General features: G+C 59.4%; 13 protein-coding genes and 2 tRNA genes. 7 read left to right on the forward strand and 8 right to left on the reverse strand.

Going from position 1 to position 15,486, the window contains the following annotated elements; all coding sequences use genetic code 11:
* Positions 1–151: 151 nt before the first annotated feature.
* From AC56LW_RS08350 to AC56LW_RS08365, 4 genes are all read right to left on the reverse strand, one after another.
* Positions 152–227 (reverse strand) — tRNA-His (locus AC56LW_RS08350).
* A gap of 76 nt (positions 228–303) precedes the next feature.
* The gene (murI, locus tag AC56LW_RS08355; RefSeq protein WP_499633413.1) at positions 304–1,179 is read right to left on the reverse strand and encodes a glutamate racemase; all 876 of its coding nucleotides are present in this window, start codon (positions 1,177–1,179) and stop codon (positions 304–306) included.
* 17 nt (positions 1,180–1,196) lie between these two features.
* Positions 1,197–2,732 carry a fumarate hydratase gene (locus AC56LW_RS08360; protein ID WP_499633415.1) on the reverse strand — a complete coding sequence of 512 codons (1,536 nt, stop codon included), beginning with the start codon at positions 2,730–2,732 and terminating at the stop codon, positions 1,197–1,199.
* 34 nt (positions 2,733–2,766) lie between these two features.
* Positions 2,767–3,375: a TIGR00645 family protein gene (locus AC56LW_RS08365; protein ID WP_499633417.1), complete on the reverse strand. Its 609-nt coding sequence runs from the start codon at positions 3,373–3,375 to the stop codon at positions 2,767–2,769.
* A 220-nt stretch (positions 3,376–3,595) separates the two neighbouring features.
* Here AC56LW_RS08365 and acs point away from each other — a divergent pair, with 220 nt between their 5' ends.
* Complete coding sequence (acs, locus tag AC56LW_RS08370) at positions 3,596–5,596, forward strand: acetate--CoA ligase (RefSeq protein WP_332530315.1); 2,001 nt, start codon at positions 3,596–3,598, stop codon at positions 5,594–5,596.
* A 118-nt stretch (positions 5,597–5,714) separates the two neighbouring features.
* Here acs and AC56LW_RS08375 read toward each other — a convergent pair whose 3' ends face one another.
* A complete protein-coding gene (locus tag AC56LW_RS08375; RefSeq protein ID WP_499633419.1) occupies positions 5,715–8,414 on the reverse strand; it encodes a polysaccharide deacetylase family protein in 2,700 nt (899 codons plus the stop codon).
* 169 nt (positions 8,415–8,583) lie between these two features.
* Between AC56LW_RS08375 and AC56LW_RS08380 the strand changes: the two genes are divergently transcribed.
* The 5 genes from AC56LW_RS08380 to AC56LW_RS08400 all read left to right on the forward strand — a co-directional run bounded on the left by AC56LW_RS08380 (position 8,584) and on the right by AC56LW_RS08400 (position 12,347).
* Positions 8,584–8,674, forward strand: a tRNA-Ser gene (locus AC56LW_RS08380).
* Positions 8,675–8,786: 112 nt separating this feature from the next.
* Positions 8,787–9,575, forward strand: coding sequence for an HNH endonuclease (locus tag AC56LW_RS08385; RefSeq protein WP_499633421.1), 789 nt, complete (start codon positions 8,787–8,789; stop codon positions 9,573–9,575).
* Positions 9,576–9,943: 368 nt separating this feature from the next.
* Positions 9,944–10,483 carry a glycoside hydrolase family protein gene (locus AC56LW_RS08390; RefSeq protein ID WP_499633423.1) on the forward strand — a complete coding sequence of 180 codons (540 nt, stop codon included), beginning with the start codon at positions 9,944–9,946 and terminating at the stop codon, positions 10,481–10,483.
* A 15-nt stretch (positions 10,484–10,498) separates the two neighbouring features.
* Complete coding sequence (locus AC56LW_RS08395; RefSeq protein ID WP_499633425.1) at positions 10,499–10,951, forward strand: hypothetical protein; 453 nt, start codon at positions 10,499–10,501, stop codon at positions 10,949–10,951.
* Between the two features lie 247 nt (positions 10,952–11,198).
* Entirely contained in the window at positions 11,199–12,347 is a 1,149-nt protein-coding gene (locus AC56LW_RS08400; RefSeq protein ID WP_499633427.1) for an acyltransferase family protein, read from the forward strand.
* Between the two features lie 101 nt (positions 12,348–12,448).
* Here the strand turns inward: AC56LW_RS08400 and AC56LW_RS08405 are convergent, their stop codons facing one another.
* Genes AC56LW_RS08405 through AC56LW_RS08415 form a run of 3 tightly spaced genes read right to left on the reverse strand, consistent with a single transcriptional unit; the run spans position 12,449 to position 14,224 of the window.
* Positions 12,449–13,135, reverse strand: a complete 687-nt coding sequence (locus AC56LW_RS08405; protein ID WP_499633429.1) for a dihydrofolate reductase family protein — start codon at positions 13,133–13,135, stop codon at positions 12,449–12,451.
* A 49-nt stretch (positions 13,136–13,184) separates the two neighbouring features.
* A complete protein-coding gene (locus AC56LW_RS08410) occupies positions 13,185–14,036 on the reverse strand; it encodes an oxidoreductase (protein ID WP_499633685.1) in 852 nt (283 codons plus the stop codon).
* A gap of 11 nt (positions 14,037–14,047) precedes the next feature.
* Positions 14,048–14,224, reverse strand: a complete 177-nt coding sequence (locus AC56LW_RS08415; RefSeq protein ID WP_499633431.1) for a DUF3606 domain-containing protein — start codon at positions 14,222–14,224, stop codon at positions 14,048–14,050.
* 424 nt (positions 14,225–14,648) lie between these two features.
* On the opposite strand from AC56LW_RS08415, the gene AC56LW_RS08420 reads away from it, so the two are divergent.
* Positions 14,649–15,392, forward strand: coding sequence for a PEPxxWA-CTERM sorting domain-containing protein (locus AC56LW_RS08420; RefSeq protein WP_499633433.1), 744 nt, complete (start codon positions 14,649–14,651; stop codon positions 15,390–15,392).
* Positions 15,393–15,486: the final 94 nt, after the last annotated feature.

Consider the following 15,486-nt stretch of genomic DNA (forward strand, 5'->3'; position numbering starts at 1 on the left):
TTAGAAACACATCGAGGAAGTCCTTCAAGGGCGTCATCCGCTGGCCAAGCTGGGTTACAAGTAGCTTTATTTGAAAAAAAGGTAGTAGCGGAAACAAAAAAAGGGTTACAAGCCGAAGCGTGTAACCCTTTGTTTTTACTGCCGAATTCTGTGGGGTGGCTGATGGGGCTCGAACCCACGACAACAGGAATCACAATCCTGGACTCTACCAACTGAGCTACAGCCACCACTGAACTACTACATCTGTCTCGTTGTTTCCGCGACAGAACAAGATTATATAAACTTTAGCCCGTGCTTGCAAATTTAATTGCATGTCGAAGCAGAGGGCGCTTGCGGCTCGGCAATGTCGACCGCGTACACAGGCGGGTCGATCCCCAGCAGGCTGCGAAACGCCGCCGTCAGCGCCGCCGCACTGGCCGTCGTATAGCCCGTCAGGCCAGCTGGCAGCGTATCCGAACCAACATCACGCGCCAGCCCACCAGCCACCAGCAAACGCGCCAGTTGCCGCGCCACAGCGTCCCCTGTATCCACCAGCGCGACATCACCACGCCCCGCATCCACCAGCAGCCGCTCGATCGCCCCACGCACCAGCGGATAGTGCGTGCAGCCCAGCACCAGCGTATCGGCATCCTGCGCCAGCAGCGGCGCGATGAAGCGCTCCAGCATGGCCGTCGTGACGCTCGATTCAATCTCGCCGAATTCGATCTGGTCGGCCAGGCCCACGCACGGCTGCAGCAGGAAGTCGACGCCCGTATCGCGATGGATCTGTTCACGCAGTTGCAGGAACTTGGCGCCGCGCAGCGTGCGCTCGGTGGCCAGCACGCCCACTTTGCCATTGCGGGTCAAGGCAGCAGCCGGCTTCAACCCCGGTTCCACCCCAACGACCGGCATCCCCGGATGCGTCTCACGCAGCACGCGCACGGCCGCCACGGTGGCCGTATTACACGCCACCACCAGAGCCTTCGCACCTTGCGCAATCAGAAAATCAGCAATCGCCAGCACGCGCGCAATGACCAGCGCTTCCGGCTTGTCGCCATACGGCGCATAGCCGGAATCGGCGACATACAACAGGTGTTCATGCGGCAGCTGCGCCTGGATGTGGCGCAGCACCGAGAGACCGCCGACGCCCGAGTCGAACATGCCGACCGGGGCGTCGTGGCAAAGCGTGGTGGAAACCATGCTGGAGGGGAGAGGTGTTATGCGATGTTGATCGGCACGCCGCGCAGCGATTCGATCTTGGCCGACCATTCCTTCGGGCCGGTCGTGTGGACCGACGTGCCGGTCGAATCGACGGCGACGGTCACTGGCATGTCGGTCACGTCGAACTCGTAGATCGCTTCCATGCCCAGGTCCGCAAAGCCGACCACGGTGGCCGACTTGATCGCTTTCGACACCAGGTACGCCGAACCGCCGACCGCCATCAGGTACGCCGATTTGTGCTTCTTGATCGACTCGATTGCGGCCGGGCCGCGCTCGGCCTTACCGATCATCGAGATCAGGCCGGTCTGCTCGAGCATCATGTCGGTGAACTTGTCCATGCGCGTGGCGGTCGTCGGGCCAGCCGGACCGACCACTTCGTTGCCGACCGGGTCGACCGGGCCGACGTAATAGATCACGCGGTTGGTGAAGTCCACTGGCAGCGATTCGCCCTTGGCCAGCATGTCCTGGATGCGCTTGTGCGCAGCGTCGCGACCCGTCAGCATTTTGCCGTTGAGCAGCAGCGTCTGGCCAGGCTGCCACGAAGCGACTTCTTCCTTGGTCAGCGTGTTCAGGTCGACGCGCTTGGATTTCTGCGTGTCCGGCGTCCAGTTCACGTCAGGCCAGCTCGACAGCGCAGGCGGTTCGATGTAGACCGGGCCCGAGCCGTCCAGCACGAAGTGCGCGTGGCGCGTGGCGGCGCAGTTCGGGATCATCGCCACGGGCTTGGAGGCCGCGTGCGTCGGGTACATATTAATCTTCACGTCCAGGACGGTCGTCAGGCCGCCCAGACCCTGCGCGCCGATGCCCAGCGCATTGATCTTGTCGCACAGCTCGATGCGCAGCTCTTCGAGTTTGTTGTTCGGGCCGCGCTGGCGCAGCTCGTACATGTCGATGTCTTCCATCAGCGACTCTTTGGCCATCAGCATCGCCTTTTCGGCGGTGCCGCCGATGCCGATGCCGAGCATGCCCGGCGGGCACCAGCCCGCGCCCATCAGCGGCACGGTTTTCAGCACCCAGTCGACCAGCGAATCCGATGGGTTGAGCATGACGAACTTGGTTTTGTTTTCCGAGCCGCCGCCCTTGGCCGCGACTTTCACGTCGACGGTTTCGCCTTCGACCAGCTCCATGTGGACCACGGCCGGGGTGTTGTCCTTGGTGTTCTTGCGCTCGAAATGCGGGTCGGCCACGATCGAGGCGCGCAGCTTGTTGTCGGCGAAGTTGTAGGCGCGGCGCACGCCTTCATTGACGGCATCCGTGACGGTGCCCGTGAAACCCTCGAAGCGCACGCCCATGCCGATTTTCAGGAACACGTTGACGATGCCGGTGTCCTGGCAGATCGGGCGCTTGCCTTCGGCGCACATGCGCGAATTGGTCAGGATCTGGGCGATCGCATCCTTGGCGGCCGGGCTCTGCTCGGCCTCGTAGGCGCGCGCCAGGTGCTGGATGTAATCCGCAGGGTGGTAGTAGCTGATGTACTGCAGTGCTGCCGCGACCGATTCGATCAGGTCGTCTTGGGTAATCACGGTTGCCATGTTCGCTCTTTCAGGGGTACCAGGAATGTTTGTTTTAAGCGTGCTTGTCGTTGTGCGTGCTCATCACGATGCGGTCGGTGTAGGCAATCGCCATGGCCGAGAGCAGGAACGCGAAGTGGATCAGGGTCTGGAAGAACAGCGTCTTCACATCGTATGACGACGCGTTGATGAAGGTCTTGAGCAGATGAATCGACGAAATGCCGATGATCGCCATGGCCAGCTTGGTCTTCAGGACCGACGCGTTCACGTGCGACAACCATTCTGGCTGGTCCGGGTGACCATCCAGATGCATGCGCGACACGAACGTCTCATAACCCCCGATGATCACCATGATCAAGAGGTTCGAGATCATCACCACATCGATCAGGCCGAGCACGACCAGCATGATGATGGTTTCATTGAGCCGGGTAGGGCGAATAGCGCCCGGAACGCTGACGGCATCGATGATGTGTTTGAGCGAATCGGCGTTGCCCATGGCGGCGCCGATCAGGTCGACGAGTTCGACCCAGAAGTGAAAGACGTAGACGCACTGGGCCAGGATCAGGCCCAGGTAGAGCGGCAGTTGCAGCCAGCGGCTCGAGAAAATCAGCGAATTGAGGGGCGACAGCTTGCGAAAAGGCTGGTTCGGCGGCAGAGACGACATCGGGATGGAACTCCAGGAAGTGCGAGAAAATTCAGCACGGCATTTTACACCGGCGCCAGCGTTCCGGTGGCGTCGGCAGAGCACTTGCCCGCTTTGCAACGGACGGCGTTAGAATGAATCGGGCGGCGCCAGCCAGTCGCCGGGGGGCGATGTGTAAGGGCTCAGTAAGCGAGCGCCCCTATGGTATCGGCATAACCCACTAACTAGAATGGAGACTGATATGTCCGACAACGAGACGACGCAGGAGCAATCCCAGGGCCTGCAAGAGCACCGCGTGTTCCAGCCGCCGCACGAATTTGCCGCCAACGCCACGGTCAGCGGCATGGCCGCGTACGACAAGCTGTGCGCCGAAGCCGCCAGCGACTACGAAGGTTTCTGGGCCCGTCTGGCGCGCGAGAACCTCGACTGGCACAAGCCATTTACCAGCACGCTCGACGAGTCCGACGCGCCGTTCTACAAATGGTTCGGCGACGGCCAGCTCAATGCGTCGTACAACTGCCTCGACCGCAATCTTGAAAACGGCAACGCCGACAAGACCGCGATCATCTTCGAAGCCGACGACGGCGCCGTCAATCGCGTGACCTACCGCGAGCTGCACGAGCGTGTCTGCAAATTCGCCAACGCGCTCAAGTCGCGCGGCATCAAGAAGGGCGACCGCGTCATTATCTACATGTCGATGTCGGTCGAAGGCATCAGCGCGATGCAGGCCTGCGCCCGTATCGGCGCGACCCACTCGGTGGTCTTCGGCGGCTTCTCCGCCAAATCGCTGCAGGAGCGCATCATCGACGCCGGCGCGGTCGCGGTCATCACGGCCGACGAGCAGCAGCGCGGCGGCAAATCGCTGCCACTCAAAGCCATCGTCGACGAAGCCCTGGGCATGGGCGGCTGCAACACGGTCAAGGACGTCATCGTCTACAAGCGCACCGGCGGCGACGTCGCCTTCCAGGAAGGCCGCGACCTGTGGCTGCACGAGCTGGTCGAAGGCCAGTCGGCCGACTGCGAGCCGGAATGGGTCGACGCCGAGCACCCGCTGTTCATCCTCTACACGTCCGGCTCGACCGGCACCCCGAAAGGCGTGCAGCACTCGACCGGCGGCTACCTGCTGTGGGCCGCGCTGACCATGAAGTGGACGTTCGACCTGAAGCCCGACGATGTCTTCTGGTGCACGGCCGACATCGGCTGGATCACCGGCCACACCTACATCGCCTATGGCCCGCTGGCCGTCGGCGGCACGCAGGTCGTGTTCGAGGGCGTGCCCACCTTCCCGAACGCCGGCCGCTTCTGGAAGACGATCGAAAAGCACAAGGTCAGCATCTTCTACACGGCGCCAACGGCGATCCGTTCGCTGATCAAGGCGTCGGACGTGGACGAGAAAGTTCATCCGAAGAATTCCGACCTCTCGAGCCTGCGCCTGTTGGGTTCGGTCGGCGAGCCGATCAATCCGGAAGCCTGGATGTGGTACTACAAGAACGTCGGCGGCGAGCGCTGCCCGATTGTCGACACCTTCTGGCAGACCGAAACGGGCGGCCACATGATCACGCCGCTGCCAGGCGCGACGCCGATGGTGCCGGGTTCGTGCACGCTGCCGCTGCCGGGCATCATGGCTGCGATCGTCGATGAAGCTGGCGCCGACGTACCGAACGGGCAGGGCGGCATCCTGGTCGTCAAGCGCCCATGGCCGTCGATGATCCGCACCATCTGGAACAACCCGGACCGGTTCCGCACCAGCTACTTCCCGGACGAGCTGGGTGGCAAATACTATCTGGCGGGCGACGGCGCGATCCGCAACAAGGACACGGGCAACTTCACGATCACGGGCCGCATCGACGACGTGCTGAACGTGTCGGGTCACCGCATGGGCACGATGGAAATCGAATCGGCGCTGGTGGCCAATTCGCTGGTGGCCGAAGCGGCGGTGGTAGGCCGGCCGGACGACACGACGGGCGAATCGATCTGCGCCTTTGTCGTGCTCAAGGGCGCGCGGCCAACGGGCGAAGAAGCGAAAAAAATCGCCAATGAACTGCGTGCCTGGGTGGGCAAGGAGATCGGTCCGATCGCCAAGCCAAAGGAAATCCGCTTTGGTGACAACCTGCCGAAAACCCGCTCCGGCAAGATCATGCGCCGCCTGCTGCGCGTGCTGGCCAAGGGCGAGAACATCACGCAGGATGTGTCGACGCTCGAGAATCCAGCGATTCTGGAGCAGCTGAAAGAATCGGCGTAATTACGCCACTGGTGCCGGCCTTCGGGCCCGAACGAAAATGCCCGTCTTCGCAATGCGATGACGGGCATTTTTTATGACGTAGGGTGGATGGCTCTGCCATCCACGCGTCCAACCACCATCACAACTTCTGCAACTGCTCCTTTGCATACGCCGCACCCGCACCGGTCGGCGCCAATTCAAGATACGTGGTGAACGCCGCCCTGGCTTTCTGCGGCTGCTTCGACCTGACATACGCATCACCCAGATTGCGATACGCGATTGCCCGCGACGGATCGATCTTCACCGTATTTTCAAACCAGCGCGCCGCCTCGACAAAACGATCCTGTTTGTAAAACACGAAGCCCAGATTGTTTGCCGCCAGCGCAAAATCCGGCCGCAGCTTGAGCGCTTCGGTAAACTGCGCCTCGGCCTGCGCATACTGCTTCTCCCGATACAGCTGCAGCCCCAGATCGTTGGCACGCTGCGCCTGCTGCCGGCTTGACACCGGCACCGCCGCCGGCGCCTTGAGCCGCGTCTCGCCGCCTTGCAGGTCCTTGACCACGACGGTGCCCGTTGCCTTCGACGCCTGCGCATCCAGCCGCGTGTTGAGCGCGATCGCATCATTCGACAACTGCGCCGTGCCGGCCGTGAGGAACTCGGTTTCTTCGGGCAGCTCGAATACGAAGTCGCCGCCTTCCGATCCCGGCAAGCTGCCAAAGGCCGGCGTCTGCTGCGACACGCTGGAGACGGCCGGCGCCACATACGCTGCCAGCTCGGTGGCCGTGATCAGGCCATCGCCATTCAGGTCGCCTTTGCCGCCCAGGCCTTGCATCAGCGTCCAGGTAAACACCGAGTGGCCATTTGGCCCGCCGTCGGCCACCAGCTGGTCGGTGCCGCCCGCCGTGAGCATCTGCCGGCCCAGGCGGCGCGCGTTATCGCGCAAGAACGAGGCATTGGCTGCGCCGCGTGTCAGACCAAGGCCGCTGTAGCAGGCGTCCATCACGAACAGCGCATGCTTGGCGGGCAGGCTCTCGGCGATGTTCTGGATTTCGGTCATCGGAATCGCATCGGTGGCCAGGTTGTTCGGGTCGGCGTCGAACGGCACGATGTAGCCCAGATCGCGCCCCGAACTGAGTTTGCGCGTGGCGCCGTGCCCGGCAAAGAACACGAACACGCGGTCGTTCGGCTGCAAGCCGCCATGGGCCAGGCGATCGTGGAATGCAGCTAGGATGCCCTGGCGCGTGGCCTGTTCATTCTTTAGCGTGATCACGCGTTCCTGCGCGAAGCCGAACTTCTGCACCAGCAGCCGCTCGACGCCTTCGGCATCGCGCACCGCATATTCCAGGCGCGGCCACTTCGGATAATTGTCGATGCCCACCAGGATTGCCCACGAATTGGCATAGCCGGTGGCCGCGGCGCGTGGCGCCGGCGTGGGCGCTGCCTTGCTGTCGACCTGGAACGTGGCGCCATCCCAGCCGGCAAATTGATAGCCCTCAGCGGCCAGCCGCTCGAGAATCATCGGCAGCGCCTTGACGGTGCGCTCATGGATATCGTGGAACAGGATGATGCCGCGGCCTTCCTTCTCGACGCTGCGCAGCACGCGGTCGGCAATCGACGACGGCACCGGATCGGCCCAGTCGAGCGAATCGATATTCCACATCATCGACGTGAGCTGCGCATCGGCCAGCAATTGCATGCCTTCGCGATTGCGCGCGCCGTACGGAAAGCGAAACAGCGACGAGCGCTGCGGATCGACCGCTTTGAGCAGCGTGTCGGTATCGAGGATTTCAGATTTGAGTTTCGCGCCCGTCTGCTTGGACAACTGCGCGTGCGTGAGGCTGTGATTGGCGAGCACGTAGCCGGCGTCCTTGAGCTTGCGGCTGACCTGGGCGTTCGCCCCCAGCTTGGCCGCACCCTGCGCATCGAGTGCGCCCAGGTTGCGCCCGACGTTGAAGAAGATCGCCGGCGCGTTGTACTGCTTGAGGATCGCGGCGATTTCTTCGCTGTAGCGGCGGTGCGGGCCGTCGTCGAAGGTGAGCAGTACGGTCTTTTTAGGCAGCGACTTGCCGAAGATCTCGGCGCCTTCGCGGCTGGCCTGCGCTGGCGCGCCCGGCTCAGAAGCAGCCGGTTCCGGCTCGGGCGCAGCGGGGTAGGGCAGCACGACGCCGTATTCCTTCAGGATGCGTTCGCGCGTGTAGAGCGTTTTCAGGTAGGCGATGTAGCTGTCCCACTTCTCGCGTTTCAGCTCGATCGCGCGGGTGTCGTAGCGCCGGAAGATCGCGCGGATCTCCTTCTCGTAATTGCGCTCGATCTCGGCCAGCGCGTCGAGGTCTTCCGAAATCCGCTTGTGCAGCTTGATCGCGGCGAGCGACGAATCGCTGGCGATCTGCGCCTGCAGGCTGCGCAGGGTTTCGCGAAACGCCAGGCGGTCGGCGTCGTACAGGCCGTCGCCCGACTCGATGTAGTCGAGCAGGGTGCTGATGGCGTCGAAGCGGCGTGGGTTGTTTGACGCGATCAGGGTAGCCAACGCCGTCTCGACGCGGCCGATGCGTTCCTGGTTTTCGTGGAACAGCTGCTGGCCGATGCGGTTCGCCTGAGCACGCTCGGCGGCGGGCAAGGTGGCCTCGTCGTGGGTCAGGACGATGATCTTGCGGTAGGCATCCAGCATGGCGCGCAGCTCGGTTGCGATGGCGCTGGCGTCCTGCGTGCTAGTGGCGGTTGCCGGGGCAGGCCTCGTTTCTGGCGCCCCGGTCGGGGTGCGGTTCACGAGCCAGGAGCCGGCGCCGGCGCCAGCAGCAGCCACGGCGAAGATGATGAAATAAAGTGATGTGCGTTTCACGACGTATCCGTTGCGGGTAGCGTGCCGGATGGGCAGGCCAGCCGGGAACGATACCATTCACGGGTCATGCGTGAAAAGAGGGCGAGCAGGGCGTTGCAGGATCGGTCTTGTACTACCAGGAATTGTTGTTATAATGAGCGGCTTCGTGGAATGCACACGTCGACCATCAGGAGAGATGGATGAGTGGTTTAAGTCGCACGCCTGGAAAGCGTGTGTAGGTTCATAGCCTACCGGGGGTTCGAATCCCCCTCTCTCCGCCAAGGATATACAAGGGCCGCTTCGATGCGGCCCTTTGCATTTGTACTATTGATTTGATGTGTGCTATTCGGTTCGATGCTATCTTGCTTGTTCAGTATCTCTTGGGCAAGCATTATGGACTTTATCGAATGGATGAAATTAACCGGATTGTCTGAGAAATCTGCCAACAGCTATCAGGGTGCGATCAAAGGACGTTTGACCAATTGGGCTCGGATTCATGGACTCACAACGAACTCGATTGCAGAGATTCCCAACCTCCCAGAGTTCCTCGCCCTTTCTGAAAAGTTGAGGCAAGCCCCTGAATTTCTTGACCGGAATAAGACCGGCAATGGGATGTACGCTGCTGCACTCAGCAACTATCAAAAATACCTCCAAGCCGTTGACGCTCTTCCAAAAAGAAAACAAGCAGAGTATGGGCCGCACCGACAGCAGGTAGCAAAAATCGAGTCCGCGTTAAGTGAATCGTTTGATCCGAAAAATCAAGAGGACGGGCGCGAACGAGTGTTGCGTGAAATCGTGCAGCGGCGGGGGCAACACAAGTTTAGGAAAAGCCTCATTGCCGCCTATGGTGGGCACTGTGCGATTACTGGATGTTCAGTAGCGCCTCTCTTAGAGGCTGCACACATCACGCCATACCTGGGGCCGGAGACAAACGCGGTTACAAACGGTTTGTTGCTTCGCGCAGACATTCACACCTTCTGGGACCTCGGGCTGATCGCGGTGGATCCTAGGGCTCACACTGTGTGGGTGAGCGCCGAAATCACAGACTCGACATACCAAGCCCTAACCGGAGTCCGTCTAAGGCCTCCGCTCGATTTGGCACAATGGCCGTCAACCGCAGTGCTTGACCAGCAATGGAATCTCGCGCATGCAAAATTTGCGGTGGCTGGTTCGAAGGGGTAGAAGCGCAGCTTACGAGCAAGCCGGGGAGCAGGTCTGGCAAACGAATACGGCCTAAACTGTAATGCGCCATATTCGTCGGCATGGCAGAGCTTGTGTCTGTAAGTCTGACCCTCTCAACCTGACCCCAGCTATGAAGGCCATGCATTCGCCAAGCTATGTGACCCGGTCAGTGAGTGTCACCCCGTTCAGTGTCAGTCGATGCAGTTGCACTGTGTGGCTGCACAGCCGACTTTTCGGCGTTGTCCTGACTGCGTCCGTCATCCGCGATTATTCGAATGCTTAAGATGAGGCTACCTGTCAGGTCGCAACAAACACGTGACGTGCTCGGTCTAGATTGACAATCTTGACCCACTGACCAAGGCAAGCCAATGATAAAACATGCACAAGTAACCGCCACGCCTTCTGTAAATGCCGGGATGAAAATGAGTTCTGAAGCGCGGGCCCGAATGCGTCGGTTGGAACGGGATGTATTCAAATACTACGACGATATGGGCACTGGAAAGGGAAACTGTACATGGGGCCCCGGCATCCTTGCCCACAGAGGCCCTTGTAGCAAAGAGGAACTGGCGAGGCCGGTCAGCGCAGCTGCCGTCGAGGCTGAGTTCGCCCGCCGGGTCGTAGAAGCGGAAGGCGGCGTTATACGCATGGTGCGCGTGCAGAAGCTGCCGCAAGACCAGTTCGATGCCCTGGTGAGTCTGACCTATAACGCAGGGGTCCACGGAACACGCAACGTGTACTCGTTGGTAGACACTGGCCGTTTAGCTGAAGCTGCTCGTCAAATTCGCACGATGACATCAGTACGGGTGAACGGCAAAAGTGTGGTGGCGCGAGGCCTCATTGCGCGCCGAGCAGGAGAGAGTGCGCCGTTTGACACAACTGCCAAATCTGCCGCGATGGCAAAAAAATAAACCAAGGAGCCGAACATGTCGTTTTTATCCATCGTTGGCAGATTGGCTGTCATGACTACCCTGTTTGCCTTCGTCGCCCATACAGCGCATGCCAAGAAGCCAGAAAAGGACGCCGACATTCTTGGGACATGGACGCTGACTAAAGTCTTGGATTCGGCTGACATCGCCTCGCTGACTGATCAGCAAGCTGCGGCACTGGTCGGCAAGGTCCTGGTTGTTCGGCGTGACAGCGTCATGTTCAATGGAGAGCCTTGCCGTGCACCAGAATTGACGCGTCGCCGCCATGACGCAGCCAAGTACGTTCGTGAAGGCTATCACGCTCGAGTCGGCGGTCTCGGTTTGCCTGATATCGTCACGGTGGTAGACCTGGACTGTACTGAAGTGTTTTTAAAAGAGAGAGAAAAGATCGTCGTGTTTTGGCAAGGTTACTTCTATGATGCAGTGAGGCAACCGCAAGCAAAGCGCTGACGTTCCCGGCCTGCATGACCTTTAGTTGCTTCCACATGCTGACTTGACTCAGCCTGGCGCACAACGCGTCCGCGTTTTCCGGCATACCTTCGCGCGATCCTGTGCCGAGAGGTGTTCTTCCGGCAAAGAGCGATCAACTAAAGGTCAGCGCAGGCTCGAGGTTCACGCAAGATGAGGTGCAGGTCGAGGCGGGCGCTCGCATCACACCACCATATATAATTGCAAAGTAGCCAACTTTGCCAATTATATGAATATTTCTAATCCTGTCTTCGCTGTCGCTTTAACGCTGTTGGCATTCCTGGCGATCAGAATCACATTTGTATTTGAAGAAAAAAGTCCCCCTCCGATGCGGTTTGGCACGATCAATGGTTTGCGTGGCTATCTCGCACTCTTCGTGATGTTGCACCATGCGTGCATGTGGTTCGTATTAGTTCAGACAGGCAAATGGGATGTACCTCGGCCAAGTCTATACGGACCTCTTGGCCAGGCCAGCGTTCTCATTTTTTTTATGATCACGCGTTTTTTATTCTATGACAAACTAATGAATGCGCGGGAGCGCAGGTTTGACTGGGCTGCGTTTTTAATCGGTCGTTTTTTTCGTATTGCGCCGCTTTATTATGTGGTCCTGATATTTGTATTTTTAACCGTAGCCTATCTGTCAGACTGGCGCGTCATCGACAGCCCGCAGGTAATTTCACTCGCCGTCGCGAAATGGTTGCTGTTCACCATTCCCACTGCAGCGCCACTCAACGGCCACACCGATTCCTGGATCATCATGGCTGGCGTGACGTGGTCGCTCCGCTATGAGTGGTGTTTCTATCTGGCTCTGCCATTGATTTCGCTGGCTGTAGGGCAACGTCCAGGTTGGCTCTTGTTGCTGGTTTCGGTCGCAGCACTCATCATCGGCTGGCGGATCGGATTGAATAGTCGATTCGCAGCCGTATTTGTAGGTGGCATCCTGGCAGCGTACCTGGTGCGTAATCCAAGATTTACGCGATTCTGTGAAAAAAAGGTAGCATCGGTATTGGTGCTGCTTTGTTTTGCTGCAGCCCTTCAATTCGACAATCTACTGAAGATTGCGCCGTGTATCGCGCTGATCACCGCCTTCTGCGTGATTGCCGGCGGTGCAAATATGTTCGGCCTGCTCTCGTTGCCGACATCTCACAGGCTCGGCGAACTCGCTTACGGCATCTATTTAATCCACGGCATCGTGCTATTTACGGCGATAAATTTTGTTGTCGGCAAAGATGTCGCGGCTGATATGTCGGTGCCAATATACTGGATGTTTGTTGCGGTGCTGGCGCTGATCACTCTGGCCCTGTCTGGCATGGCATACCACTATGTCGAGAAGCCAGGGATCTCTCTGGGCAAGCGACTTCGCAAGCGAAGCACATGATCCCTGGCCGGCCTTGATGGTCTAGGCCTTCGATTCATTCAGACAGGCCTTGGACCAAACGCTCGCGCGCGTTGATCAATGATCACCGCGCGCCGTACGCATCACGACCGCTTGTAACGCAGCCACACGCCGCCACCGTCCTGCACCTCTGCCGATTCGAGTTTCAGATAACTCGGCTGCTTCCAGGATTCTTCGGCAATTTCAAACGACGCAGGATGATGGCCACGCCCGTCGATCAGCGGCAGTATCAACACGCTGACTTCATCGACCAGGCCGGCATTGACGAACGAGCCGCTGACGTGCGGCCCGCCTTCGACGATCAGTCGCTTCGTGCCCAGCTCATCGGCCAGGGTCTGCACGACCTGCGCCAGATCGATATCGGTTTTGCCCGCGAAAAAATACGACACCTCGATCGACTGCAGATAGGCCAGATAGTCGTCCGACACGGCCTCCGTCAGAACCGCGACCACGTGGGAGCCGAGTGCTTCATTGCTCTTCCAGGCAACCTTGCCGTGACCATCGATGGCAATGGCGTAGGTCTTCGCATCACGCTTGGCGAAATAGGGCGTACGTGGAATCGGCTCCTTCGCCAACCCTTTCGGATAACCTTCGCCATGCGCGATTTCTTCCATGGTCGTACGGCCACAAATCCAGCCATCAAAGTCAAACGTCGCGGCGAGCTTTTCGTACAGCTCGCCCGCAGCGTTCTTGAATGGCCGATCCCAACCATCGGTCAGCGCGTGCCCGTCGATGGATGACATCATGTGGCAAATAACATAGGGTTTCATTAAATTCTCCAGAACGAGACATCAACAAATTGCTCGTCAATTAAAAGGGTCATGCCTCGTCATCAAAGTCGGCAGACAAACTCAGATCACGTTGCATCGAGATGTCGCGAACGCGTTCCTCCAAGCGCTCAACAACGGCAGTGAAACCCCAGGCGCCGAGCACGAGATGCCGTGGCGCGTCGGCGCCATTCGCAATCGTGACCATGGCCTGCGCGGCCCTGACCGGGTCGCCGGCCTGCGCGCCACTCGTTTCTTTCGTCCCGGCCAGGCGTTTTCCCGCCGTATCAGCGTAATCGGCGATTCCACTTGCTGTCTGGCGCAAGGAGCGGCCCGCCCAATCCGTGCGAAATGGCCCAGGCTCGACGCAGGTCACGCCGATTCCCAGCGGAAGTACTTCGGCGCGCAGCGCGTCCGACCAGCCCTCGACCGCATGCTTGGATGCGGCGTAGTAGCCGGACCCCGGATAACCGATGAGGCCAGCGACCGAGGTGATGTTGAGGATGTTGCCCTTGCGCTGCTCGCGCATCAGCGGAAGGACCGCCCGCGTCATGGCAAACAGGCCGAAGACGTTCGTGTCGAATTGCGCACGAATTTCCGCTTCTTCACCTTCTTCGACGGTGCTCTGGTAGCCGTACCCCGCGTTGTTGACCAGGACGTCGATGCGGCCGAATTGGTCGCGCATCGTAGCAACGGCTGCATCGATAGCTGCCGGACGCGTGACATCGAGAGACAGTGCGAGTACGCGGTCCGGTGCGCTGCGTTTGATGTCTGCAATGGCGTGCTTGTCGCGCGCGGTGACGACCACGCGCCAACCGCGCTGAACGATCAGTTCAGCCAACGCCCGGCCCAGGCCAGTCGAACAGCCGGTAATGAACCAGACCGGCGTGTTGTCCTGCTCCATAAAGCGCTGCATTACTTCTTCAAGTGCTCGCGCACCTTGGCCGCACTGTTGCCCACCTGGCCAACCACACGCTCCAGCTCTTCCTTGCTGATGCCCAGGGCTTCAGTCCAATAACGGACCTCATGAGCCTCGGTGAGACTGATGAGGTTGCGGTCCGGGTTGCCTTTGTTCGAAAGATTATCTGACATGGGGTATCTCCTCAAAACTGCAGGATGCGCGGCCAGAGAGTACTGAGTCAGTGCGTGATTTCACGAACCGCTGAACAACTTCATGTAGCAGACCGGCAGGGCATGCCTGCCATCCGGCGGCGCCTTCCTACCTGTCTGTTGTTTTCGCTGCATGCTGTTCGTCCATTGTTTTATGCAATTCGTCCAGCGTGGGTGTCCTGTCACTGCGGTTCGCCAGGTGCTTCGGAAAAAAGCCATTCAAAAATGCATAATAGCAACAAGATTGCAATATAAATATTGATCTTGCATATTGAGAACCTGCTAGAATATTTACAGGCAATAAAAATTGATCATCATCCACAAAAGTTTCATTGTCCGGGCCATGTCGATCCCAGGAAAATGCCGCTATCTGTCACCAATGTCGATATTCCACGGAGTCCGTCCCATGCGCATCAAGTCAGTCCTGCTGTTCCTGTCAGCCTTCATCACGTTCAGCGCGGGGATCGCCCACGGCAGCCCGATTCTGGTCAAGAACGGCGACTTCGAGTTGACCTCCAAAGGGGGTAACAAGAAGGTCAACGGTACGCATCTTGAATCTGACCGCACGACGCTGACCGGCTGGACCAGCAGCGAAAACGGCGGCAAGGGCGGCGGATATAACTTCGTATTGGATAGTACGATCGCGAACACCCCGCGGTCAGCGCTGTGGCTCGAAGGGAAGGGCAATGGCTACACTGCATCTCCAACCGGCGGCAATTTCTTTGCGTCGGATTCCCAATACCATCCGGGCATGCTGTCTCAACTGATCAGCGGCCTGACGATCGGCACCAGCTACTTGCTGACGTTTGATTACGCGCTGGCGCAGCAGGTCGGTTTCTATGGCGCCAACTACGACAACTTCTGGGAAGTGGGCTTCGGTAGTGCCACCGCCAGCACCGCGCCTTTGAGTATTGCCGACAATGCATTTAGTGGATGGAAAACGGCCACCATGGCGTTTACCGCGACCAATGCCAGCGAAATGCTGTCGTTCCTGGCCCGGGGCACCGCACCAGGCGCTCCACCATTCATGCTGCTAGATAATGTTGCGTTGAATGCAGAAGTGCCGGAGCCGGCAACGTGGATGCTCATGATCGGTGGCCTGGGCCTGCTAGCCTTCAACGCACGCCGCCGCCGCAACGCACGGATGTGATTTGGCAGGCCCGGTAGCGTCGCGCTTGCCCACAAAGGCACTTCCCGCTACCGGCTTGCTGTCGGTTGATCCTCATTTCGCACGCTGCATTTGC

This window comes from Telluria sp. LT2P80 (genome assembly GCF_059685955.1).